The organism is Hafnia sp. HMSC23F03, assembly GCF_001816025.1.
Classification (GTDB): Bacteria; Pseudomonadota; Gammaproteobacteria; order Enterobacterales; family Enterobacteriaceae; genus Hafnia; species Hafnia paralvei.
On sequence record NZ_KV824242.1, the window covers coordinates 42,461 to 64,590 of the forward strand.

General features: G+C 49.3%; 26 protein-coding genes. 14 read left to right on the forward strand and 12 right to left on the reverse strand.

Annotated features, from left to right (window positions below):
• The first annotated feature begins 7 nt into the window (after nt 1–7).
• From HMPREF3091_RS18745 to HMPREF3091_RS18765, 5 genes are all read left to right on the forward strand, one after another.
• Nucleotides 8–1,426: a glutamate synthase small subunit gene (locus HMPREF3091_RS18745; RefSeq protein ID WP_070717965.1), complete on the forward strand. Its 1,419-nt coding sequence runs from the start codon at nt 8–10 to the stop codon at nt 1,424–1,426.
• A gap of 190 nt (nt 1,427–1,616) precedes the next feature.
• Nucleotides 1,617–2,297 carry an N-acetylmannosamine-6-phosphate 2-epimerase gene (locus tag HMPREF3091_RS18750; RefSeq protein WP_070717968.1) on the forward strand — a complete coding sequence of 227 codons (681 nt, stop codon included), beginning with the start codon at nt 1,617–1,619 and terminating at the stop codon, nt 2,295–2,297.
• 13 nt (nt 2,298–2,310) lie between these two features.
• Nucleotides 2,311–3,192: an N-acetylmannosamine kinase gene (locus HMPREF3091_RS18755; protein WP_070717972.1), complete on the forward strand. Its 882-nt coding sequence runs from the start codon at nt 2,311–2,313 to the stop codon at nt 3,190–3,192.
• A 12-nt stretch (nt 3,193–3,204) separates the two neighbouring features.
• Nucleotides 3,205–3,675 carry an N-acetylneuraminate anomerase gene (gene nanQ / locus HMPREF3091_RS18760; protein WP_070717974.1) on the forward strand — a complete coding sequence of 157 codons (471 nt, stop codon included), beginning with the start codon at nt 3,205–3,207 and terminating at the stop codon, nt 3,673–3,675.
• A 175-nt stretch (nt 3,676–3,850) separates the two neighbouring features.
• Complete coding sequence (locus HMPREF3091_RS18765; RefSeq protein WP_070717976.1) at nt 3,851–4,732, forward strand: MurR/RpiR family transcriptional regulator; 882 nt, start codon at nt 3,851–3,853, stop codon at nt 4,730–4,732.
• Between the two features lie 71 nt (nt 4,733–4,803).
• Here the strand turns inward: HMPREF3091_RS18765 and sspB are convergent, their stop codons facing one another.
• The 5 genes from sspB to zapE form a co-directional block, all read right to left on the reverse strand.
• A complete protein-coding gene (gene sspB, locus HMPREF3091_RS18770) occupies nt 4,804–5,301 on the reverse strand; it encodes a ClpXP protease specificity-enhancing factor (RefSeq protein ID WP_008815204.1) in 498 nt (165 codons plus the stop codon).
• 2 nt (nt 5,302–5,303) lie between these two features.
• Nucleotides 5,304–5,945, reverse strand: coding sequence for a stringent starvation protein SspA (gene sspA, locus HMPREF3091_RS18775; RefSeq protein WP_004091284.1), 642 nt, complete (start codon nt 5,943–5,945; stop codon nt 5,304–5,306).
• A 346-nt stretch (nt 5,946–6,291) separates the two neighbouring features.
• Nucleotides 6,292–6,684 carry a 30S ribosomal protein S9 gene (gene rpsI / locus HMPREF3091_RS18780; protein WP_004091282.1) on the reverse strand — a complete coding sequence of 131 codons (393 nt, stop codon included), beginning with the start codon at nt 6,682–6,684 and terminating at the stop codon, nt 6,292–6,294.
• 15 nt (nt 6,685–6,699) lie between these two features.
• Nucleotides 6,700–7,128: a 50S ribosomal protein L13 gene (gene rplM, locus HMPREF3091_RS18785; protein ID WP_004091281.1), complete on the reverse strand. Its 429-nt coding sequence runs from the start codon at nt 7,126–7,128 to the stop codon at nt 6,700–6,702.
• A gap of 291 nt (nt 7,129–7,419) precedes the next feature.
• The gene (gene zapE / locus HMPREF3091_RS18790; RefSeq protein ID WP_070718381.1) at nt 7,420–8,541 is read right to left on the reverse strand and encodes a cell division protein ZapE; all 1,122 of its coding nucleotides are present in this window, start codon (nt 8,539–8,541) and stop codon (nt 7,420–7,422) included.
• Nucleotides 8,542–8,851: 310 nt separating this feature from the next.
• Between zapE and zapG the strand changes: the two genes are divergently transcribed.
• The 3 genes from zapG (at nt 8,852) to degS (ending at nt 11,952) form a co-directional block, all read left to right on the forward strand.
• On the forward strand, nt 8,852–9,247 hold the full coding sequence (zapG, locus tag HMPREF3091_RS18795; RefSeq protein ID WP_004091279.1) for a Z-ring associated protein ZapG: 396 nt from the start codon (nt 8,852–8,854) through the stop codon (nt 9,245–9,247).
• Between the two features lie 178 nt (nt 9,248–9,425).
• Nucleotides 9,426–10,754, forward strand: coding sequence for a Do family serine endopeptidase (locus tag HMPREF3091_RS18800; RefSeq protein ID WP_035502898.1), 1,329 nt, complete (start codon nt 9,426–9,428; stop codon nt 10,752–10,754).
• Between the two features lie 121 nt (nt 10,755–10,875).
• On the forward strand, nt 10,876–11,952 hold the full coding sequence (gene degS / locus HMPREF3091_RS18805) for an outer membrane-stress sensor serine endopeptidase DegS (RefSeq protein WP_004091271.1): 1,077 nt from the start codon (nt 10,876–10,878) through the stop codon (nt 11,950–11,952).
• Between the two features lie 78 nt (nt 11,953–12,030).
• On the opposite strand, the gene murA is transcribed toward degS, so the two are convergent.
• From murA to mlaF, 7 genes are all read right to left on the reverse strand, one after another.
• Nucleotides 12,031–13,290, reverse strand: coding sequence for a UDP-N-acetylglucosamine 1-carboxyvinyltransferase (gene murA / locus HMPREF3091_RS18810; protein WP_008815208.1), 1,260 nt, complete (start codon nt 13,288–13,290; stop codon nt 12,031–12,033).
• Nucleotides 13,291–13,356: 66 nt separating this feature from the next.
• Nucleotides 13,357–13,611: a BolA family iron metabolism protein IbaG gene (gene ibaG / locus HMPREF3091_RS18815; RefSeq protein ID WP_008815209.1), complete on the reverse strand. Its 255-nt coding sequence runs from the start codon at nt 13,609–13,611 to the stop codon at nt 13,357–13,359.
• A gap of 299 nt (nt 13,612–13,910) precedes the next feature.
• Nucleotides 13,911–14,225 carry a lipid asymmetry maintenance protein MlaB gene (mlaB, locus tag HMPREF3091_RS18820; protein WP_070717979.1) on the reverse strand — a complete coding sequence of 105 codons (315 nt, stop codon included), beginning with the start codon at nt 14,223–14,225 and terminating at the stop codon, nt 13,911–13,913.
• The gene (gene mlaC / locus HMPREF3091_RS18825; RefSeq protein WP_004091265.1) at nt 14,225–14,866 is read right to left on the reverse strand and encodes a phospholipid-binding protein MlaC; all 642 of its coding nucleotides are present in this window, start codon (nt 14,864–14,866) and stop codon (nt 14,225–14,227) included. Before mlaC ends, mlaB begins: the two co-directional genes overlap by 1 nt.
• A 16-nt stretch (nt 14,867–14,882) precedes the next feature.
• Nucleotides 14,883–15,422 carry an outer membrane lipid asymmetry maintenance protein MlaD gene (mlaD, locus tag HMPREF3091_RS18830; protein WP_004091264.1) on the reverse strand — a complete coding sequence of 180 codons (540 nt, stop codon included), beginning with the start codon at nt 15,420–15,422 and terminating at the stop codon, nt 14,883–14,885.
• Nucleotides 15,423–15,426: 4 nt separating this feature from the next.
• Nucleotides 15,427–16,209, reverse strand: a complete 783-nt coding sequence (gene mlaE / locus HMPREF3091_RS18835; RefSeq protein WP_035502877.1) for a lipid asymmetry maintenance ABC transporter permease subunit MlaE — start codon at nt 16,207–16,209, stop codon at nt 15,427–15,429.
• 4 nt (nt 16,210–16,213) lie between these two features.
• Nucleotides 16,214–17,044 (reverse strand): phospholipid ABC transporter ATP-binding protein MlaF, encoded by an 831-nt coding sequence (mlaF, locus tag HMPREF3091_RS18840; protein WP_004091262.1) that lies wholly within the window; start codon nt 17,042–17,044, stop codon nt 16,214–16,216.
• Between the two features lie 436 nt (nt 17,045–17,480).
• On the opposite strand from mlaF, the gene HMPREF3091_RS18845 reads away from it, so the two are divergent.
• The 6 genes from HMPREF3091_RS18845 to lptB all read left to right on the forward strand — a co-directional run bounded on the left by HMPREF3091_RS18845 (nt 17,481) and on the right by lptB (nt 22,024).
• Nucleotides 17,481–18,464: a calcium/sodium antiporter gene (locus HMPREF3091_RS18845; protein WP_004091261.1), complete on the forward strand. Its 984-nt coding sequence runs from the start codon at nt 17,481–17,483 to the stop codon at nt 18,462–18,464.
• Between the two features lie 75 nt (nt 18,465–18,539).
• Nucleotides 18,540–19,526 carry an arabinose-5-phosphate isomerase KdsD gene (gene kdsD, locus HMPREF3091_RS18850; RefSeq protein WP_070717982.1) on the forward strand — a complete coding sequence of 329 codons (987 nt, stop codon included), beginning with the start codon at nt 18,540–18,542 and terminating at the stop codon, nt 19,524–19,526.
• A 26-nt stretch (nt 19,527–19,552) separates the two neighbouring features.
• Nucleotides 19,553–20,119, forward strand: coding sequence for a 3-deoxy-manno-octulosonate-8-phosphatase KdsC (gene kdsC / locus HMPREF3091_RS18855; RefSeq protein WP_004091258.1), 567 nt, complete (start codon nt 19,553–19,555; stop codon nt 20,117–20,119).
• Nucleotides 20,116–20,694, forward strand: a complete 579-nt coding sequence (gene lptC, locus HMPREF3091_RS18860) for an LPS export ABC transporter periplasmic protein LptC (protein WP_004091257.1) — start codon at nt 20,116–20,118, stop codon at nt 20,692–20,694. Before kdsC ends, lptC begins: the two co-directional genes overlap by 4 nt.
• A complete protein-coding gene (gene lptA / locus HMPREF3091_RS18865; RefSeq protein ID WP_004091256.1) occupies nt 20,663–21,292 on the forward strand; it encodes a lipopolysaccharide ABC transporter substrate-binding protein LptA in 630 nt (209 codons plus the stop codon). Before lptC ends, lptA begins: the two co-directional genes overlap by 32 nt.
• 6 nt (nt 21,293–21,298) lie before the next feature.
• Nucleotides 21,299–22,024: an LPS export ABC transporter ATP-binding protein gene (lptB, locus tag HMPREF3091_RS18870; protein ID WP_004091254.1), complete on the forward strand. Its 726-nt coding sequence runs from the start codon at nt 21,299–21,301 to the stop codon at nt 22,022–22,024.
• The last annotated feature ends 106 nt before the right edge of the window (nt 22,025–22,130 follow it).

The window sequence follows — 22,130 nt, forward strand, 5'->3', positions numbered from 1 at the left end:
GAAAAAAATGAGCCAGAATGTTTATCAATTTATTGACCTACAGCGCGTTGATCCGCCTAAGAAGCCGCTCAAGATCCGTAAGATCGAGTTTGTAGAAATTTACGAGCCCTTTTCTGAAACACAGGCTAAGTCGCAAGCAGACCGCTGTCTGTCATGCGGCAATCCATACTGTGAGTGGAAATGCCCGGTACATAACTACATTCCGAACTGGCTGAAGCTGGCAAACGAAGGCCGCATTATGGAAGCCGCCGATCTGGCACACCAGACCAACAGCCTTCCCGAAGTATGTGGACGCGTATGCCCACAGGATCGTCTGTGTGAAGGTTCTTGTACGCTTAATGACGAGTTTGGTGCCGTGACCATCGGCAATATCGAGCGCTATATCAATGATAAAGCGCTCGCCATGGGCTGGAAACCTGACATGTCACACGTGCAGCCAACGGGGAAACGCGTTGCCGTTATTGGCGCAGGCCCCGCAGGTTTAGCCTGTGCTGATGTGTTAGCGCGCAACGGCGTACAAGCCGTCGTATTCGACCGCCATCCAGAAATTGGTGGCCTGCTTACCTTCGGAATTCCAGCCTTTAAGCTGGAAAAAGAAGTCATGACCAAGCGTCGCGAAATTTTCACCGGTATGGGGATCGAGTTTCGTCTGAATACCGAAGTGGGTAAAGACGTGCAAATCAGCGAGCTACTGAATGAATATGACGCCGTTTTCCTTGGTGTGGGCACCTATCAATCTATGCGCGGTGGCTTAGAAAATGAAGATGCCAGCGGTGTATTCGACGCGCTGCCGTTCCTCATCGCTAATACTAAACAACTGATGGGCTACGACGCTAGCGAAGAAGAGCCTTACATCAGTATGGAAGGCAAACGCGTGGTGGTGCTCGGCGGTGGTGACACCGCGATGGACTGCGTTCGTACATCCATCCGTCAAGGGGCGACGCAGGTCACCTGCGCATATCGCCGTGATGAAAAGAATATGCCAGGCTCTAAACGCGAAGTGAAAAACGCGCGCGAAGAAGGCGTGGAATTCATGTTCAATCTGCAACCATTAAGCCTTGAACTCAATAGCTCTGGCCGAGTCTGCGGCGTGAAGATGGTGCGTACCGAACTGGGTGAGCCTGACGCTGCTGGACGTCGCGTAGCGCAGCCTATCGCCGGTTCTGAACATGTTTTGGATGCAGATGCCGTTGTCATGGCATTTGGTTTCCGCCCTCACTCGATGAGCTGGCTGGCAGAGCATGATGTGAACTTGGATAAACAAGGACGCATCATCGCACCAGAAGGAAGCCATAATGCTTTCCAGACCAGTAACCCTAAAATCTTCGCCGGCGGTGACGCCGTGCGTGGTTCTGACTTGGTCGTCACGGCCATAGCAGAAGGCCGCAAAGCCGCAGAAGGGATCATGAGCTATTTGGAAGTGTAATTCGGCAGCGTAAAATCCCTTCGGATAGCAACTTCCCCAAAAAACGGAGCTTCGGCTCCGTTTTTTGTTTCTCGCGGTCGACTTTATGACCCTGTTCACATTTCAGCCAATGAATACTTGATGTCGTTCCACTCCGTCGAATATTGTATTTTGGAGTTAAACTTCAAATAATCTTTTTGGATGGAGCAAAATGTCACTACTAGCCGATTTAGAACAGCGCGTGCGTGAACAGGGAGGATTGATCGTTTCTTGCCAACCTGTGCCTAATAGTCCAATGGATCGTCCGGAAATCGTCACCGCAATGGCTCAAGCGGCTGTGTCGGCTGGCGCTGTAGCCATACGAATCGAAGGCATTACAAACTTAAAAGCCGTTCGGCCGCATATTTCAGTACCGATCATCGGGATCGTCAAACGTGATCTAGAAGATTCACCCGTACGTATTACACCTTATTTATCTGACATCGATGCGCTCGCTGAAGCCGGAGCCGATATCATCGCTTTCGACGCAACGTTCCGCTCAAGACCCGTCGAAATTGACGATCTGCTGGCACGCATACGCCATCACGGTCTATTGGCTATGGCTGACAGCTCGACACGGGAAGAAGGCCTTGAGTGCCAACAAAAAGGCGTCGAATTTATCGGCACAACGCTGTCTGGTTATACCGGTGGAGAAATACCTGACGAGCCAGATTTGACGATGGTGTCTGAGCTAAGCAACGCAGGCTGTCGCGTCATTGCCGAGGGACGATACAACTCTCCGGCGCTGGCCGCCAAGGCCATCGAACAGGGGGCTTGGGCCGTTACCGTTGGTTCAGCAATCACCCGCATTGAACATATCTGCCAATGGTTTAGCCAAGCCGTTAAGCGCTAACAGGGAGCTGCTGATGAACATACTCGCCATTGATATTGGTGGAACTAAGCTGGCAGCAGCGCTTATCAACGCAGACCAGCAGATATCGCAGCGTCAGGAAATATCAACACCGGCTAGTTCATCGCCGCAAGCATTGACCACGGCGTTGACACAGCTTGTCTCCCACTACCAAGGTCAAGCACAATGCGTTGCCGTAGCCTCTACTGGAATCATCGATAACGGTATTCTCACCGCACTCAATCCAGATAACTTGGGAGGGCTTAATCAGTTTCCGCTGCAAAACACCTTAGAAAATCTGACCAAGCTTCCCTGCTATCTTTTGAACGACGCACAAGCTGCCGCATGGGCTGAATACAGCCACTTAGCGGAACAGTTCAGGCATATCGTATTTATCACGGTATCTACGGGCGTCGGCGGTGGCATTGTTATCAACGGTGAGCTGTTGACCGGCCCCCATGCGTTTGCGGGACATATTGGCCACTCATTAGCCGACCCAAACGGGCCGCGCTGTGGATGCGGACGTACGGGATGTGTCGAAGCCATCGCCTCTGGCCGAGCGATTGCCGCCGCCGCTCAGCACGAATTACAGGGGAAAAATGCCCGACAAATCTTCGCTGAAGCACAAAACGGAAACCAACAAGCTCAGCAGCTAGTGGAAAAATCCGCACAAAGCATTTGCCAGCTTATCGCAAACCTTAAGGCATTACTGGATACCGAATGCATTGTTTTAGGAGGAAGTGTCGGTTTAGCGTCTGGTTATCTACAGCAGGTAAAGCAGCAGCTCAGTTTACTTCCGGCACCATTTCACGTGCCTATCGTTGCCGCGCATTACCAACACGATGCTGGATTAATCGGCGCAGCATTATTTGCCGCACAGGCTCATTCCGTTCAATAAGGGATAACTTCTATGATCCTTGGAAAGATTTCAGATCTCAGCGTACAAACAGGGTTATCAAGCTCACTGCGCGCAATCATAAAACAAGCCTTGACCCGAGAGCTCGCAACGCTAGACGCTGGTCGCTACGAGATTGATGGAGAGGATATTTTTATCAATGTGATGGCCTTTGACACGTCAGCCGCAGAAAGTAAGCGCTACGAGCTGCATCGGGAATATCTGGATATCCAAATATTACTCAGCGGTGCAGAGCGCATTGATTTTGGCCTAGAGGGTTCGGCACAACAGCCTGATATCTATCATGAAGATGATGACTACCAGCTATGCGACAGCCTCGAACAACGACAGACCGTCCATATGGCGCCTGGAATGTTCGCTATTTTTCTACCGAATGAGCCACACAAGCCGGGCTGCACGATTAATGATTCTCAGAAGATTAAGAAAGCTGTGATAAAAGTTCACCACAGCCTCCTCGCTAAATAAGTCATCAAAGATAATAATAACAATACGATAGTACCACTGCTCCTCTTTGACCGCGTGATAGACATGTACCCCCTATATGTATATCACGCTTTTTTTAGCGCCCTACTCTTGCTACGCTCTGATGCATTAGCTCTCAGCTGCGATAACCACGTCAGCACGTATAAACAGGGAATTTATGGAGTCACAAGCCCCTCGCCTCAAACCGGGAAAAATTCTCGATACATTAGGTGCAATGCAAAACAGCCTAACCCGCGTTGCTCAACGCATTGCACACTATATTCTTCAATCGCCGCTGCGTGTCACACAGCTTTCGATTGCCGAGCTTTCGCGAGAAACTCAGGCGGGAGAAGCCACGGTGATCCGTTTTTGCCGCACGCTGGGCTATAAAGGATTTCAAGATTTTAAAATGGATTTGGCGATCGAGCTGGCCACCTCCGATGCTGAAGCAAGCAGCCCACTGCTAGATGCGGAAATCACGGCGTCTGATGATGCTCATACCATCGGACGGAAGCTGCAAAATACTATTAATAACGTGCTGTCTGAAACATTGAACCTGCTTGATATGCAGCAAGTGAGTCTGGTGGTCGATGCCTTGAGAAACAGCCAATCGGTATATATTTTTGGTGTCGGTTCATCGGGGATCACCGCCGAAGATATGAAACATAAACTGATGCGCATTGGATTACGCGTCGATGCCGTAACCAATAACCACTTTATGTATATGCAGGCAACCCTACTCAAAGCGGGCGACGTTGCGGTTGCCATCAGCCATTCAGGTGATTCTGATGAAACCGTGCATGCGCTTAAACTGGCTAAACAGGCCGGAGCCACTACCGTTGCGCTAACACACAATCTTGGTTCACCGCTGAGCGAAACTGCGGATTTCAGCCTGATTAATGGAAACCGACAGGGGACACTGCAAGGCGATTCGATGGGTACCAAAACTGCACAGCTATTTGTGATAGACCTGCTCTATACCCTGCTGGTACAGGCCGCACCGGAACAGGCAAGAGAAACAAAATTACGGACTATGGCTGCACTGAATCTAGCCAAGTAAGTGGCTATTTTTGAGATTTCAAAAACAAAAAAGCCAGTCATATGACTGGCTTTTTTACTGTCTTCAAGAGATTACTTCACGACGCGAAGTGAAGGACGACCACGCGGCGGCGGCGTTGGCTCATCGCCATCATCATCAGACTCTGTCGATGAATCCGGTAAATTGCCATCAATCACCGTCATGCTAGGCTCGCTCGACGCCTCTTCATCTTCCACTGACATCAGTGGCATCTCATTCTCATAAGCGGGTTCTGGTTCAAACATCGTGCCAGCGCCATTTTCACGCGAATAAATTGCCATCACAGCAGAAATCGGCACATACACGTTGCGAGGAACGCCACCGAACCGTGCATTGAAACGAACGGCATCATCACCCAGCTCTAGATTACCCACAGCCCGCGGTGCGATGTTCAACACGATTTGCCCATCGCGCGCAAACTCCATCGGCACCATCACACCATGGCGGTTAACATCAACCACCAGATGCGGCGTAAGCTGGTTATCAAGTAACCACTCATAGAAGGCACGCAGCAAGAAAGGGCGGCGTGGCGACATTTGAGACAATTCCATGATTAGCCTCGGGTGTGCAGACGCATTTCGCGCTCAGCTTCGGTCATAGAAGCCAAGAATGCATCACGCTCAAAGACACGAGTCATGTAGATTTTCAATTCTTTAGAACCTGCACCAGACAGTTCAATGCCCAGCACCGGCAGACGCCACAACAGCGGAGCCAAATAGCAGTCAACCAGGCTGAACTCGTCGCTCATGAAGAATGGCTTCTGAGTAAAGACAGGGGCGATTGCCAGCAACTCTTCACGCAGCTGTTTACGCGCGTTATCAGCTTCCTGAGCGGTGCCTTTTTCAATTTTGTGCAGCAGTGAATACCAGTCGTTTTCGATACGATGCATCATCAGACGGCTTTCACCACGGGCAACGGGATAAACTGGCATCAGTGGTGGATGAGGGAAACGCTCGTCCAGATATTCCATGATGATGCGGGATTCATACAGAGTCAGTTCACGGTCAACCAACGTTGGTACTGTGCGGTACGGGTTGAGGTCAATCAGATCCTGCGGCAGGTTATCCATCTCGACCTGCTCAATCTCGACGCTGACACCCTTTTCAGCCAGTACGATACGTACTTGATGGCTAAAGATGTCGGTCGGGCCGGAAAACAGCGTCATTACCGAACGTTTGTTGGCAGCGACAGCCATGAAAACCTCCAAGTTTATCTAGAAAACGGTATGAATAGTCGCCATTAAGAGCGCTATCCAGAGATTTGTTGTCACACCTGTAAACCGCATAAGCTATAAAATCGACGCATAAATAATGGGTTAGATTATTTACAGCCTCTATTGCTCAACAATTGTACGGATAACAGGGCGCAAAAGTGGGAGATAGTTTAACAGAATTTGGCCGTGTTGTGGGGAAGCGTTGGTTATTTCATAGTGTAATAAGTTTACAACACGTAAATTTCCGAGCTTTCTGGAATTTTATAGGTACAAAAAAGCCCGGCAAGCCGGGCTTTTAGTATTAATGTTCTGCCGAAGCAGAAAAACATTAACGTTTGGAGAACTGAGGACGACGACGTGCTTTACGCAGACCGACTTTCTTACGTTCAACCTGACGAGCATCACGGGTAACGAAACCTGCTTTACGCAGTTCGCCACGCAGAGACTCATCATATTCCATCAGTGCACGAGTGATACCGTGACGGATTGCACCAGCCTGACCAGAAATACCACCACCTTTAACAGTGATGTACAGGTCAAATTTACCAACCATGTCGACCAGTTCCAGCGGCTGACGAACTACCATGCGGGCAGTTTCGCGACCGAAGTACTGTTCCAGGCTGCGCTGGTTAATTACGATGTTACCACTACCCGGCTTGATAAAAACGCGAGCGGCGGAGCTTTTGCGGCGACCAGTGCCGTAGTATTGAGTTTCAGCCATTGCCTATAATCCCGATTAAATGTCAAGAACTTGCGGTTGCTGTGCCGCGTGATTGTGCTCGTTACCTGCGTAAACTTTCAGTTTACGGTACATAGCACGACCCAGCGGGCCCTTCGGCAGCATGCCTTTAACCGCGATCTCAATGACACGCTCAGGGTGGCGAGCAATCATCTCTTCAAAGGTCGCTTGTTTGATACCACCGATGTGGCCGGTGTGATGGTAATAAATCTTGTCAGAACGCTTGTTGCCAGTTACAGCAACTTTTTCTGCGTTCAGAACGATGATGTAATCACCAGTATCAACGTGCGGAGTGTATTCCGCTTTATGCTTGCCACGCAGGCGACGAGCCAGTTCAGTAGCCAAACGGCCCAGAGTCTTGCCGTCTGCATCAACTACGTACCAGTCACGTTTTACGGTTTCTGGCTTAGCTGTAAAAGTTTTCATTAAAAGCTTACCCAATTTAAGTTACACGTTGGTGAACACCCAAACGCTTACCTGTGTAAAAAAGTAAATGTATTAGAGGCTCACACGACCATCGTCCAGCAAACCTACCCCTTCGAATAGCCAATGCCGGCACATAAAGTTTTTGGGAAAAAAAACTTCGTTGTAACGTGGGGTCGCAAGATTATAGAGAAGTAGAATCTAAAGATCGAATAATTTTTCGGGGTAAAATTGATTTTGTGACTGCATCCGGTAGACAGCAACACCGGATGCGAGTGTTTTTTAAACAAACCTTTACGGTAAATGCTCTAGACGCAGGTAATCTTCACTCTGCATCTCCTGTAGGCGCGACAAACAGCGCTGATATTCAAACTTAAGATGCTCGCCCTGATAGATCTCAAACATCGATAACTCAGCGCTAATGATCAATTTTACATGCCGCTCGTAGAATTCATCAACCAGCGCCAAAAAACGGCGAGCGGCATTTTCGTTTAGCTTGTCCATCTTTTTGACGTGATGCAAAAAGACAGTGTGATAGCTGCGAGAAAGCGCTATGTAATCAAGCTGGCTGCGCGCGTCTTCGCACAGCACCGAAAATTCAACGGATAATACGCCTCCGGAACGGCACAACGCTGGGAGCGGGCGATGATTAATCTCTAATACTGGATTGATTTCCCCCACGTTACCGGCCAGTTTGGCAAACATCTCATCCATGTGGTGGCGTGTTTCATTATTCATCGGCGAAAAATAGAGCCCCGCCTGTGTCAGGGTACGCAAGCGATAATCAATGCCGGCGTCCACGTTCATCACGGTACAATACTGCTTTATAAGATCGATCGCGGGCAGGAAGCGCGCACGCTGCAAACCGTTATAGTAAAGATTATCCGGCGGGATATTCGATGTTGATACCAGCGTAATGCCGCGAGCAAAGAGAGCCTGTAATAAGGTACCGAGCAGCATAGCGTCGGTAATATCAGACACAAAAAACTCATCAAAGCACAACACGTCAGTTTCGGCTTTAAAACCGTCGGCGATGATTTCAAGCGGATTTTCATGCCCCTGAAGCGCGACCAATTCTTCCTGAACACGCAACATAAAGCGATGGAAATGCAGGCGCAGTTTACGTTCACCGGGAAGACTGTGGAAAAACATATCCATCAGCCATGTCTTCCCGCGGCCAACACCGCCCCACATATACAGACCTTGGACGGGCACTTGCTGCTTAGACGTGGGCTTCCCCCATAGTCGCTGCAAGCGGCCGCGCAGTCCGCCGCTCTCTGGCGGTAGCGTTGCATTCTCTTTTTCGATAAGCGCTTGCTGAATAACCGTCAGGGCATCGACGGTTTGCCGCTGCACGGCATCAGGCTGGTAATCTCCGGCATCTAACGCCTGCTGGTACAGCATTGCAGGCGTCATCACGGACGTTGTGCGATTTGATGGCATCAGGTACAGGGTCCCTACTGAATTATTATCTTTGTTGTAAACAATTTTAAAAATCACGAACGCTGCTTTTCGCGCAGCTTAACGACCAATTGTCGCCTGTTAACGATGTTTTGTCTCGTAGCGCTGATTGTTTTTGCACGAAAACCTCTCAGCAATACACCTTCAGGATTCCACTCAGACAAGGTTAACGGTTATAGTGTGCTTATGTGTAGGATATGTCGTTGAACCCCTACTAAGTAAAATAGCAAACGAAAGCACATTCTATATACAGATAGGAGTCATCATGACCTGGGAGTATGCGCTTATTGGTTTAGTCGTCGGTATCGTGATTGGTGCGGTAGCGATGCGTTTTGGCAACCGAAAACTCCGTCAGCAGCAGGTGCTGCAAAACGAGCTGGAAAAAAGCAAAAACGAATTGGAGCAATATCGTCAAGAGTTAGTGAGCCACTTTGCTCACAGTGCTGAACTGCTGGATAACATGGCGAGCGATTATCGCCAGCTTTACCAACATATGGCGAAAAGCTCAAATAACCTGCTGCCGGATATGCCGCCACAGGACAATCCATTCCGCTATCGTCTGACCGAAGCCGATAACGATCAGGCCCCCGTAGAATTCCCACCTCGTGATTACTCCGAAGGTGCATCAGGTTTGCTACGCGCTGAACGTCGCGACAAATAATCGCTCTTCGGTGGCTGTTTTTCTAACAGCCACCCTTTTAATCTTTCTTCCTAATACCCACTTTATTATTCTGAAATTGTGGAACTTAATACGTGCTCTTCGTTCTGAGTAACACAGTGAATTCAATTCGCCTGAGACACATTGACACCTTATATAGGCCATGAGAAACCATTCAATGATGAAGAAAAAATCTTTATTACTCAGTACACTTGCTTTAAGCATGGGCTTAACAATGTTGTCTGCGCCGATAGCCAATGCCACCTTGCCGCCCATTGTTGCCGGACAAAATGTTCCGAGCTTGGCGCCAATGCTGGAAAAAGTGTTGCCAGCCGTGGTCAGCGTTCACGTTGAAGGCATGCAAAATACCAAACCGACACCGGAAACTAAGGGCGGAGAACGCCAGTTTGAAGGTTTGGGCTCTGGTGTCATTATTGATGCCGCCAAGGGCTACGTCCTCACTAACAACCACGTCATTAGCAACGCAACAACGATCAAAGTACAGCTTAACGACGGTCGCGAATACGTAGCCAAACTGATTGGCCGTGACGAACAATCTGATATCGCGCTAATCCAACTGACTGATGCAAAAAACCTGACTGCGATAAAAATCGCGGATTCAGACAAACTGCGAGTGGGTGATTTTGCCGTCGCCGTTGGTAATCCATTTGGCATTGGCCAAACTGCAACCTCAGGGATTGTGTCCGCATTAGGCCGTAGCGGTTTGAACCTTGAAGGTTTAGAAAACTTTATTCAGACCGATGCAGCGATCAACCGCGGCAACTCCGGCGGTGCTCTGATTAACCTCAACGGTGAGCTCATTGGCATTAATACCGCTATTTTAGCGCCTGGCGGCGGTAACGTCGGTATCGGCTTTGCCATTCCTAGCAATATGGCTCAGAGCCTGAGCGCCCAATTGATCAAATATGGCGAAGTCAAACGCGGAGTGCTCGGCATTCGCGGCCGTGAAATGACGGCTGACTTGGCTCAGGCCTTCAAGTTAGAAGCCCAACGCGGAGCCTTCGTTAACGAAGTTCTGCCTAACTCTGCCGCGGCCAAAGCCGGCATTAAAGCAGGTGACGTCATTACAGCCTTAGATGGCAACCCGCTCAGTAGTTTCGCCGAGCTGCGCGCTAAAATAGGCTCTGCGGCACCAGGCACCGTATTGAAACTTGGCCTGCTGCGTAATGGCAAACCGCTCGTCATTCCTGTGACTTTGGAAAATAGCGGAGTAACCACCACTCAGGCAGAAAATATCAGCCCAGCGCTGCAGGGCGCCACCTTGAGCGATGGTGATGTCAAAGGCACTCCGGGTATCAAGATCGACGACGTGGCAAAAGGCTCCGTCGCCGCTCAGATGGGAATGCATAAAGGCGACCTGATCATCGGCGTCAACAGCGAACGTATCCGCGATATCGCGTCCTTACGTAAAGCGCTGGCAGCTAACCCACCGGTTATCGCTCTGCACATGCTGCGCAACGGTGAAGGTCTGTATCTACTGATTCGCTAATATTGCTTTAACAAAAGCACAAATTATACAAAAACCGCACAAAAATCGGGCATAGGCGTGTGCCGTGCCCGATTTTCTCTGTTATCCTTCGCCTATCTTTTATTACCCTTTCAGAAACTTCATGTTTACTAAGATATTACGCTCAGTTTTTCTGGGTTTTGTGGTAGCCATCATTTTGCTGATTGCGGTGCCATCACTGCGTCCGGCAGGACTGTTCTCGCTGTTTAAAACGGCGTCGTTTGAAGAGTCTCCCGTCAGCTATAACTCTGCGGTGAAACGTGCAGCCCCTGCCGTCGTTAACGTATACAACGGCAGCATGAGCAACAACGGTCAGGGCAATAATGGATTGGCGATCAAAACTCTGGGTTCAGGCGTTATCATGGACAGCAAGGGTTACATTCTTACCAATAAACACGTGGTCAGCGGCGCAGACCAAATCGTCGTCGCGTTACAAGATGGTCGTGTCTTTGAGGCCATGCTGGTCGGTTCTGATACGCTCACCGATTTAGCCGTGCTGAAAATTGAAGCCACTAATCTGCCCGTCATTACGATAAACCCTTCGCGGGTTCCTCATATTGGTGACGTAGTGCTCGCCATTGGTAACCCCTACAACATTGGGCAAACGACCACGCAGGGAATTATCAGTGCTACTGGGCGTGTCGGTTTAAGCACCTATGGACACCAGAACTTTTTGCAGACCGATGCTTCCATCAATCACGGCAACTCTGGCGGGGCATTGGTTAACACGCTGGGCGAACTCGTCGGCATCAACACGCTATCACTAGACAAAAGCAACGATGGCGAAACCCCTGAGGGTATCGGTTTTGCTATCCCTACCGCGCTTTCTAGCAAAATTATGGCAAAACTGATCCGCGACGGACGCGTTATTCGCGGCTTTATCGGCGTGAGCGGGCGTGAAATAGCGCCAGCAAGAAACCAGCCTCAGGCCAATGCAATGGAGCGAATTCAGGGCATTATCGTGCGGGATGTTGCGGCTAATGGCCCAGCCGCAAATGCCGGGATCCAACCCGGAGATATCGTGCTTAATGTGGATGGCAAGCCTGCCGTCAGCGCCGCCGAAACCATGGATCAGGTTGCTGAAATTCGCCCTGGCACCGTTGTCCCCGTTATCATTATGCGCAATGGCGAGCGCATGACGCTTAGCGTGACAATTGAAGAATTCCCGAACGTAGATTAACTTGTTCAGCTAGCTTGATCAGCGATCATAAAAAACGCCATCGAAAGATGGCGTTTTTATTTTTAAGCTCAGGCCGAGTTACTCGCCTTTAACACGCTCGATGTTTGCGCCCAAGGCGCTTAATTTGTTCTCGATGCGGTCATAACCACGGTCGATGTGGTAAATACGATCGACGATAGTTGTGCCTTCCGCGACGCAGCCTGCAATAACCAGACTTGCAGACGCACGCAGGTCAGTTGCCATAACCTGTGCACCAGACAATTTCTCCACGCCGTAGCAAATCGCCGTATTACCTTCGATCTCAGCATGAGCGCCCATACGGATAAGCTCAGGAATATGCATGAAGCGGTTTTCGAAGATGGTCTCAGTGATCACACCGGTACCTTCAGCCACCAGATTCAATAGGCTGAACTGTGCCTGCATATCCGTTGGGAACCCCGGATGTGGCGCGGTACGTACGGTAACCGCTTTCGGGCGCTCGCCATGCATATCCAGCGAGATCCAATCTTCACCCACTTCAATATCTGCACCCGCTTCGCGCAGTTTCGCTAATACCGCATCCAAAGTATCTGGGCGCGTATTACGGCAAATGATTTTCCCACGAGTCACTGCAGCAGCGATCAGGAAAGTACCGGTTTCAATACGATCTGGCAATACGCGGTAAACACCGCCGCCTAGACGAGCAACGCCTTCAATAGTAATGCGATCTGTACCGGCGCCCGAGATTTTAGCGCCCAGCGTATTGAGGAAATTCGCAGTATCCACGATCTCCGGCTCACGCGCGGCGTTTTCAATCACGGTTGTCCCTTCCGCCAGCGTCGCTGCGCTCATGATGGTAACGGTCGCGCCAACGCTAACCTTATCCATGACGATATGCGCACCTTTCAGGCGACCATCGACAGAGGCTTTAACGTAGCCCTCTTCCAGCTTAATCTCAGCACCCAGCTGTTCTAACCCTGTGATATGCAGGTCAACCGGACGCGCGCCGATCGCACAACCGCCGGGCAGAGAAACCTGACCATAACCAAAACGTGCGACCAATGGACCTAACGCCCAGATAGAAGCACGCATGGTTTTCACCAGATCATAAGGTGCGCACAGCTCATTAACGTTGCTCGCATCCACATGGACTGAACCATTACGTTCGACGCGTACACCCAATTGGCTTAACAATTTCATCGTCGTGTCGATGTCTTTCAACTTCGGCACGTTTTGAATTTCTACCGGCTCTTCAGCCAGCAATGCAGCGAACAAAATTGGCAGAGCTGCGTTCTTCGCACCAGAAATGGTGACCTCGCCGCTTAGGCGAGTGGGCCCCTGCACACGAAATTTATCCATTATTACCGATCTCAGTTAATCATTTAAAACAACCATCACCGCGAGCGGTAATAGCGAGTATGGGGATCACAATGCGTTAAGCTTGCGGTCGCGCTGCCATTCTTCAGGCGTGAATGCCTTAATCGACAGAGCATGAATTCTGTTATCTGCAATGTATTCCATTAGAGGCGCATACACTGTCTGCTGTTTTTTGACTCGGCTCATACCGGCAAACTGTTCACCGACAACAATCACCTGAAAGTGGCTGCCGTCACCGGTCACATGGGCTTCCTGCAGGGATAATGCGTTCATCAACACATCTTTAATTTCATTGTTGTCCATGGGCGCTCAATCATTGAATTATAAAAAATAAGAAAATCATTTTAGCATTCTTGGCCAGATGCTCTTCATACCCGAGATAATTCGAAGCACATACTGACGGCAATCAAGCTAGCCATCAGGACTTACGTGGGGATGTGTCTAAGGTAAACGAAGACCGCCAACGCATATGCAACGGGTATAAGCCAAAAAGAACTTAAGCCGCCCATATTAGAGGAAATACGCCCCATCTTAAACAAAGAAAAGCCCCCGATAGCATCGTTATCGAGGGCTTTAGAAATAATCCTAATAATTGCACTAAGTTAGGATGATAACAAAGCGCTATCTGTCAAAAGTATGTCATTAAGATTGTAGAGTGCGATCAGCGTGCGTAAACGCTCACTCACACCGGTAATAACGATCTGAGGGGCGCTAGTGGCACCGGTGTTTTGCACATGAACCAGCATCGCTAGCCCCGCAGAGTCCACCCGTTCTAATCCACTCAAATCCAGACGTTTCTTACCTTCAAGCAAAGTGTGGCGATCGTCCCAAAAGCTCATCAGCGAATCTCTGTCGAGAATGCCAATCAGCTTGAGAGTATCCTCTTCGCTACGCCATTGCAGGACATTCGCCGCCATTATTTTTGATCCAGCGTAATAGGCTGCTGGGCAGAAGAAATCAGCTGCTTAGTCAAACCATCAACGCCGTTCTGACGCAAAATGGACGCCCACTCGTTTTGCTTCGTGGTGATCATACTTACACCCTCCGCAATCATATCAAATGCCTGCCAATTTCCCGTTTGGCTGTTCTTACGCCATTGGAAATCCAGACGTACTGGAGGGCGGCCCTGCGGATCAATGATAGTCACACGAATAGGAACGATAGTCGCATCGCCCAGAGCACGTTCAGGCGCAATATTGTATGTCTGGCCGTGATACATGGCTAACGCTTGACCATACGCCTGCTCTAAGTAAGATTGGAACGCTTTGAAATAAGCTTCACGCTGCGCGGGTGTCGCACCGCGATAGTACTGACCCAACACCAAAGCGCCAGCATATTTTACCTGTACATAAGGCATGAGTTCTTCATGAACGATAGTACGCAGGTAATTTGGATCTTGCTTAATCTTCGGCTGTTCATTTTTCAGACGATCAAATGTCTGCTTAGCCGCAGCATCCATCAGTTTGTAAGGGTTCGTCTGATCAACGGCGGCATTTGCCAGTGTTGAAGACATTGGCGCCACGACCAGCAGCGCCACCATCAAAATACGTTTAAACATGTATAAATCCCCTAAATTAATGTGCTGCCGGAGCCTCAGCTGGCGCAGAAGCGTCATCTGAAGCGCTGTCTTTCTTGTTGGCATCATCGTTGCCGCTCTTATACAAGAACTGGCCGATCAAATCTTCCAACACCATGGCTGATTTGGTGTCCTGAATCGTTCCGCCATCTTTTAAAATAGCAGTCCCCATCTCAGGATCTTCAAAACCGACGTTTAATGCGAGAAATTGCTCACCTAGAAGCCCTGAGGTACGGATAGCCAATGAGCTCGTGTCCGGAATATTGTTGTATTGCTCGTTGATATCCATCGCCACGCGTGGCAAATAGGTTTTAGGGTCTAGCGTAATATCAGCAACACGCCCGATGACTACCCCACCGATTTTGATCGGTGAACGCGCTTTCAAACCACCAATATTATCGAAGGTCGCATAGATACGATAAGTGGGTTCATTGCCCAGCGACTTAACATTCGCAACCTGCAAGCACAGGAACACTACCGCACACAATGCGATAAGCATAAACACGCCAACCCAAATTTCACTTTTTTTCGTTTGCATTGCATCAGTTCCCAAACATCAGTGCTGTCAGCACAAAATCTAATCCTAAGACCGCCAGCGACGAATGCACGACGGTGCGCGTGGTCGCGCGACTAATCCCTTCAGAGGTCGGTATTGCATCATAGCCGTTGAACAATGCAATCCACATAATCGTAATGGCAAAAACCACGCTCTTAATCACGCAGTTCACCAGATCGGTATGGAAATCTACCGAGCCTTGCATAGCCGACCAGAAGAAACCGCTATCAATCCCTTTCCAATCAACGCCCACCACAGAGCCCCCCCAAATTCCCACCGCAACGAAAATTGCCGTGAGCAAAGGCATACTGATGATGCCCGCCCAAAAGCGCGGGGCAACGATACGGCGTAGCGGATCCACAGCCATCATTTCCATACTGGAAATCTGTTCTGTCGCTTTCATTAAACCGATTTCTGCCGTTACCGCAGAACCTGCTCGACCGGCAAACAGTAAGGCGGTAACAACCGGGCCAAGCTCGCGGAGCAGCGACAGCGCCACCATCATACCAAGGCTCGCCTCTGCACTATAGGTGGTTAAAATCAGATAGCCCTGCAGACCCAGCACCATCCCGATAAACAAGCCGGAAACGATAATGATCAGCAAAGACTGTACACCCACGCTATATAGCTGTTTACGCAGTAACGGCCACTGTTTGGCAAACTCGGGCTTGCCTATCAGGGCATTAAACATCATCAAGCCTGCACGCCCAAAAGAGGCGCAAACGTTGATTCCTCGACGTCCAAACGACGCCAATGCATTTAACAACATGTGATCACTTACTCCCTGATCCTAAGGGTGCCAATCCAAGCAGCGCGGAGCGATAATCGCCTGCCGGATAACGGAATGGCACTGGGCCGTCGGCAATACCATCAAGGAACTGCCTAACTCGCGGATCGGTATTACTATTGAGTTCTTTCGAACCCCCCTGAGCCACTACGCGCTGATCCGCCACAATATAAGCGTAGTCAGCAATACTCAATACTTCCGGCACATCATGTGATACCACCACACAGGTTATGCCCAATGAATGATTAAGTTCATCAATCAACTTAACCAGCACGCCCATGGTTATTGGGTCTTGGCCCACAAAGGGCTCATCAAACAGAATCATTTCTGGATCGAGCGCAATCGCGCGCGCCAGCGCAGCTCGACGCGCCATGCCCCCCGACAGCTCAGACGGCATCAAACCGCCTGCGCCACGCAATCCTACCGCTTCAAGCTTCATCAGCACCGTAGTGCGAATCAGCGACTCAGGCAGTTGCGTATGCTCGCGTAGCGGAAACGCCACGTTATCGAATACGGTTAAATCAGTAAACAACGCGCCGGATTGGAACAACATGCTCATTTTTTTGCGAGCGTCGAACAGCTTATGACGCGAAAGAGATGGAATATTTTGTCCATCAAACCAGATTTCACCTTTGTCTGGACGGATCTGCCCGCCAATCAAACGCAGTAAAGTGGTTTTGCCGATCCCAGAAGGCCCCATAATGGCGGTAATTTTCCCTTTCGGTACGGTCATCGTTATATCGGTAAAAATTTGTCGGTTACCACGGCTGAAACTCATACCGTTGATTTCCACCAAATTCGTTGCCTGTTGATTCATGAGCTAGGGTCTCTTAGTCATCGTTATGGCACTGATTTATTGCACTGATAGCCTTCGACCATGAAACTCAATTTCTGTTAGCCATATTCAGTCTCAAGTCAGCACAAAACAGGATTCTCTCACGTTCTGCTCTAATACAATGCTAATTACTTTGGCCAATATTGTCATTTCAGCTCGAAACTAGGGCCATCGGGTGCATTCTTACAAATATTTCCCATGATTTTCTGACTAAAGGTGCCATGGGTTTTACTTTTCCTTCACTGGCAGTCAGAATTGTTACGATTAACGAGAATTCTGGCTCAACTCCTGCATCGATGGCTCACTTTTAAGAATTTCCGCGCCATTTGCAGGGTAAGACCGCCATTAATCGATTTTTCGCTAAGTTTTTTACACGAACCTGCAAAAACGCCGGATTGTCCCCAACAAAGGATTCTGCATGCTGCTCGCCACCCTATTGTTGATTGTTGGCTTAATACTATTGGTTTATGGCGCTGACCGCTTAGTTTACGGAGCCGCAGCTATCGCACGATCGTTCGGCGTCCCACCGATGATTATCGGTATGACAATTGTGGGGATTGGCACATCCCTGCCCGAACTGACCGTCTCCCTGACGGCGGTGATGAACAATCAACTTAACACCGCGGTCGGCACCGTTATTGGTTCAAATATAGCGAATATCTTACTGATTTTAGGCAGTGCAGCACTGCTTCGCCCACTTTCAGTCCGGTCTGATATTCTCAGGCGCGAACTCCCGCTAATGTTGGGGGTGACTATATTGTGCGGTTTTGTGCTCTATGACAATCAGCTAAGTCTGCTTGATGGTGTCATTTTATTGCTAACGTTTACCGCGTTTATATGGTTAATGCTAAAAATGGCTCGCTTAGCCATGCGTGAGGGCAACGATCCCCTCACCGATGAACAAATGGCCGAGCTTCCCAAGGATACCAGCAATACGGTGGCGCTGCTGTGGATTGCGCTGGGGCTGATTATTTTACCGTTATCAGCAAAGATGATTGTAGATAACTCGACGGTTATCGCTCGCTATTTTGGCGTGAGCGAATTAGTGATTGGGCTAACCATTATAGCCATTGGCACCAGCCTGCCTGAGCTGGCGACGTCAATTGCAGGTGCAATAAAAGGCGAGCACGACATCGTGTTGGGTAATATTATTGGGTCTAATATTTTCAATATTTTGATTGTACTTGGTGTTCCAGCCCTCATATCACAGGGGGATATCCACTTTGACCCAAGTGCATTTAGCCGAGACTACTGGGTTATGCTCGGCGTGAGCGTCGTGCTCACCGCATTGTGTATCAGACGAAAACACAAAATTGGCCGGATGGCTGGCGCACTGTTGCTGTGCGGATTTATTGCATATGTTGCGCTGCTATTTATGCCTCACCCTATCAACCTGTATTAACTGAGTACAAGACGGCAAGCATAGCTTAACGTTGTGCATAACCGATTAAACCGCTGAATCGAGTGAGAAAAAAACATGTCACATTTGGATTTACAGCCGGGATTTGACTTCCAGCGAGTGGGAAAGCAAGTTCTTCAAACTGAGCGCGAAGGACTGGCACAGTTAGACCAATACATTAATGAAGACTTTACTAAATCCTGCGAGGCGATCCTAAGCTGCTTAGGCAAAGTCGTCGTCATGGGGATGGGTAAGTCAGGCCATATTGGTCGCAAAATAGCGGCAACGCTCGCCAGCACCGGAACGCCAGCGTTCTTTGTGCATCCGGGTGAAGCAAGCCACGGCGATCTTGGCATGGTCACCTCACATGATATCGTGCTGGCAATTTCCAATTCGGGCGAATCCCATGAGATTCAAGCGCTGATTCCTGTACTCAAACGCCAAAAAGTAAAACTGATCTGCATGACCAACAACCCAGACAGCTCTATGGGTAAGGCGGCAGATATCCACCTATGCGTGAAAGTCCCGCAGGAAGCATGCCCGTTAGGCCTGGCACCGACCACCAGCACGACGGCAACACTGGTCATGGGCGATGCGCTGGCCGTTGCGCTATTGCAGGCTCGTGGTTTTACCGCTGAAGATTTCGCCCTTTCGCATCCAGGGGGAGCCTTAGGCCGCAAACTGTTACTCCGAGTGAGTGACATTATGCACACTGGTAGTGAGTTACCGCACGTCAGTCGTGACGCCTCTCTGCGTGATGCTCTGCTGGAAATTACCCGCAAAAATCTGGGGTTAACCGTCATCTGTGATGACCTGATGAAAATCGAAGGTATTTTCACCGATGGTGACCTACGCCGCATCTTTGACTTAGGCGTTGACCTCAATAATGCGAAAATTGCTGATGTTATGACATCCGGTGGTATCCGCATTCGTCCAAATGCCTTAGCTGTCGATGCATTAAACTTGATGCAGGCTCGTCATATCACTTCGCTGCTAGTTGCTGATGGCGATCAACTGATTGGCGTGGTTCATATGCATGATATGCTGCGCGCTGGCGTGGTTTAAGAATTAACGTTTTAGGTGAAAAATTAATGAATGAGCAAGGTATGAATATCGCTACCTGTTATGGCCCTGTTGCCCGTAAAATCATGGACTGCGCGGCAGAAATTCGTCTCGTCATCTGCGACGTTGACGGCGTTTTGTCTGACGGTCTGATTTACATGGGCAACAACGGCGAAGAGCTAAAAGCGTTTAACGTACGCGATGGCTATGGTATCCGCTGTCTCATTACCGAAGGCATTCATGTGGCGATCATTACCGGTCGCCAATCTAAATTAGTTGCCGATCGAGCAACTACGCTAGGAATTGAACACCTATATCAAGGGCAGTCTGATAAACTGATTGCCTTTGAGAAAATTCTCGCCGATCTGAACTTGCAGCCGCATCAGGTATCCTATATTGGCGATGATTTGATTGACTGGCCAGTGATGGCCAAAGTTGGACTTTCCGTTGCAGTAGCTGACGCGCACCCTATTTTATTGCAGCGCGCTCAATATGTTACCCGTATTGCAGGCGGGCGCGGTGCAGTTCGTGAGTTATGCGATCTCATCCTACAGTCGCAGGGCAAACTGGATGAGGCCAAAGGGCTATCAATATGAGTAAAACCAAACGCTGGGTCATCCTGCTATTAACGATTATTGCATTGGCACTGATTGGTTGGAATCTGACAGAAAATGATTCCGATACCTCTCAAGTGGCTGTCAATAATCAGGAACCGACCTATCGCAGCCAGCATACCCTGACAGTGGTCTATGACCCGACAGGTAAACTAAGCTATAAGCTGGTAGCAGAAGATGTTCAGCACTTTTCGGCAGATAAAACCAGTTGGTTTACTCATCCGGTGCTGACCACTTACGATCAGGATACTTTACCGACTTGGTCTATCCGAGCGGATAAGGCAAAGCTAACCGATGACCGTATGCTTTATCTATACGGAAATGTAGAAGTAAACAGTTTGACGACGACCTCGCAATTGGAAAGGATTACTACCGATAATGCGCAGGTTAACTTAGTGACTCAGGACGTCAGCTCTGATGATGAAGTCACTCTTTATGGGTCAAACTTCACCTCCCATGGTCTGAAGATGCGCGGGAACATGCGGGAAAAAACCGCAAGGCTGATTGACAAGGTAAAAACCTACTATGAAATTCAAAACAAACCACAAAATCCTTAGCCTTATCGTTGCCGGTACATTGCTAACGGCAAGCGTTCCAGCGCTGGCTCTGACCGGAGATACAGAGCAGCCGATTCATATCGATTCGGCTCAGCAGTCGTTGGATATGCAAGGCAACACCGTAACCTTCACCGGTGATGTCATCGTGACTCAGGGCACGATTAAGATTAATGCAGACAAAGTTGTCGTCATCCGTCCTAACGGCGCTCAGGGTAAAGAAGTCGTTGAAGGTTATGGGAATCCCGTAACCTTCTACCAGATGCAAGACAATGGTAAACCTGTCAGCGGCCATGGGCAGAAGCTTCGCTACGAGCTGGATAAAGACTTCGTTATCCTGACCGGCAATGCATTCCTGCAACAGGTTGATAGCAGTATCAAAGGTGACAAAATTACCTATCTGGTTAAACAACAGCAGATGGAAGCCTTCAGCGATAAAGGCAAGCGCGTTACCACCGTGTTGATTCCATCTCAGTTGCAGGATAAGGGTGGAAAAGCAGCAGCGACGCCGGCGCCAGCTAAGCCGAAAGCGCAGAATGAACCTGCTGCATCAAAAGGCAAATCTCCGTTTAGCCAGTCCTCACAGACCAAGAGTAACTAATTCGTTATGGCAACTTTAATTGCTGAAAATCTGGCCAAAGCCTACAAAGGTCGCCGCGTAGTTGAAAACGTTAGCCTAACCGTTAACTCAGGTGAAATCGTAGGTCTGCTCGGACCAAATGGTGCGGGCAAAACGACCACGTTTTATATGGTTGTGGGCATCGTTCCACGTGATGCAGGCCGTATTGAAATCGACGATGAAGATATCAGTCTGCTGCCGCTTCACGCTCGTGCACGTCGTGGAATAGGCTACTTGCCACAAGAAGCCTCTATCTTTCGCCGCCTGAGTGTGTATAACAACCTGATGGCCGTACTGGAAATTCGTGATGACCTCACGAAAGAACAGCGCGCCGACCGTGCAGACGAACTGATGGAAGAGTTTCATATTGCCCATCTACGCGATAACCTCGGTCAGTCACTGTCCGGTGGTGAACGCCGCCGCGTCGAAATTGCACGTGCTTTAGCCGCAAATCCTAAGTTCATCCTGCTGGATGAGCCATTTGCGGGCGTTGACCCAATCTCTGTTATTGATATTAAAAAAATTATTGAACACCTGCGCGATCGCGGTTTGGGCGTATTGATTACCGACCATAACGTGCGTGAAACGTTAGACGTTTGTGAACGTGCTTATATTGTGAATCAGGGCAATCTCATTGCTCATGGTACGCCATCTGAAATCTTAGGTGATGAGCAGGTTAAACGCGTCTATCTGGGTGAAGAATTCCGTCTGTAATGACGGCTATCTTGCGTCATACATATCCTGCACTTTGCGCAGGATATGCCGTACGGTGGTCTTTATGCGGCCGGACTCTTTTTTTAGTTTAGCAGGTACTCTGCTT

Bases quoted from the DNA above. Each gene is read 5' to 3' on its own strand.
- HMPREF3091_RS18745 (WP_070717965.1), top strand. From the start codon at position 8: ATGAGCCAGAATGTTTATCAATTTATTGACCTACAGCGCGTTGATCCG.
- HMPREF3091_RS18750 (WP_070717968.1), top strand. From the start codon at position 1,617: ATGTCACTACTAGCCGATTTAGAACAGCGCGTGCGTGAACAGGGAGGA.
- HMPREF3091_RS18755 (WP_070717972.1), top strand. From the start codon at position 2,311: ATGAACATACTCGCCATTGATATTGGTGGAACTAAGCTGGCAGCAGCG.
- nanQ (WP_070717974.1), top strand. From the start codon at position 3,205: ATGATCCTTGGAAAGATTTCAGATCTCAGCGTACAAACAGGGTTATCA.
- HMPREF3091_RS18765 (WP_070717976.1), top strand. From the start codon at position 3,851: ATGGAGTCACAAGCCCCTCGCCTCAAACCGGGAAAAATTCTCGATACA.
- sspB (WP_008815204.1), bottom strand. From the start codon at position 5,301: ATGGAATTGTCTCAAATGTCGCCACGCCGCCCTTTCTTGCTGCGTGCC.
- sspA (WP_004091284.1), bottom strand. From the start codon at position 5,945: ATGGCTGTCGCTGCCAACAAACGTTCGGTAATGACGCTGTTTTCCGGC.
- rpsI (WP_004091282.1), bottom strand. From the start codon at position 6,684: ATGGCTGAAACTCAATACTACGGCACTGGTCGCCGCAAAAGCTCCGCC.
- rplM (WP_004091281.1), bottom strand. From the start codon at position 7,128: ATGAAAACTTTTACAGCTAAGCCAGAAACCGTAAAACGTGACTGGTAC.
- zapE (WP_070718381.1), bottom strand. From the start codon at position 8,541: ATGACGCCTGCAATGCTGTACCAGCAGGCGTTAGATGCCGGAGATTAC.
- zapG (WP_004091279.1), top strand. From the start codon at position 8,852: ATGACCTGGGAGTATGCGCTTATTGGTTTAGTCGTCGGTATCGTGATT.
- HMPREF3091_RS18800 (WP_035502898.1), top strand. From the start codon at position 9,426: ATGAAGAAAAAATCTTTATTACTCAGTACACTTGCTTTAAGCATGGGC.
- degS (WP_004091271.1), top strand. From the start codon at position 10,876: ATGTTTACTAAGATATTACGCTCAGTTTTTCTGGGTTTTGTGGTAGCC.
- murA (WP_008815208.1), bottom strand. From the start codon at position 13,290: ATGGATAAATTTCGTGTGCAGGGGCCCACTCGCCTAAGCGGCGAGGTC.
- ibaG (WP_008815209.1), bottom strand. From the start codon at position 13,611: ATGGACAACAATGAAATTAAAGATGTGTTGATGAACGCATTATCCCTG.
- mlaB (WP_070717979.1), bottom strand. From the start codon at position 14,225: ATGGCGGCGAATGTCCTGCAATGGCGTAGCGAAGAGGATACTCTCAAG.
- mlaC (WP_004091265.1), bottom strand. From the start codon at position 14,866: ATGTTTAAACGTATTTTGATGGTGGCGCTGCTGGTCGTGGCGCCAATG.
- mlaD (WP_004091264.1), bottom strand. From the start codon at position 15,422: ATGCAAACGAAAAAAAGTGAAATTTGGGTTGGCGTGTTTATGCTTATC.
- mlaE (WP_035502877.1), bottom strand. From the start codon at position 16,209: ATGTTGTTAAATGCATTGGCGTCGTTTGGACGTCGAGGAATCAACGTT.
- mlaF (WP_004091262.1), bottom strand. From the start codon at position 17,044: ATGAATCAACAGGCAACGAATTTGGTGGAAATCAACGGTATGAGTTTC.
- HMPREF3091_RS18845 (WP_004091261.1), top strand. From the start codon at position 17,481: ATGCTGCTCGCCACCCTATTGTTGATTGTTGGCTTAATACTATTGGTT.
- kdsD (WP_070717982.1), top strand. From the start codon at position 18,540: ATGTCACATTTGGATTTACAGCCGGGATTTGACTTCCAGCGAGTGGGA.
- kdsC (WP_004091258.1), top strand. From the start codon at position 19,553: ATGAATGAGCAAGGTATGAATATCGCTACCTGTTATGGCCCTGTTGCC.
- lptC (WP_004091257.1), top strand. From the start codon at position 20,116: ATGAGTAAAACCAAACGCTGGGTCATCCTGCTATTAACGATTATTGCA.
- lptA (WP_004091256.1), top strand. From the start codon at position 20,663: ATGAAATTCAAAACAAACCACAAAATCCTTAGCCTTATCGTTGCCGGT.
- lptB (WP_004091254.1), top strand. From the start codon at position 21,299: ATGGCAACTTTAATTGCTGAAAATCTGGCCAAAGCCTACAAAGGTCGC.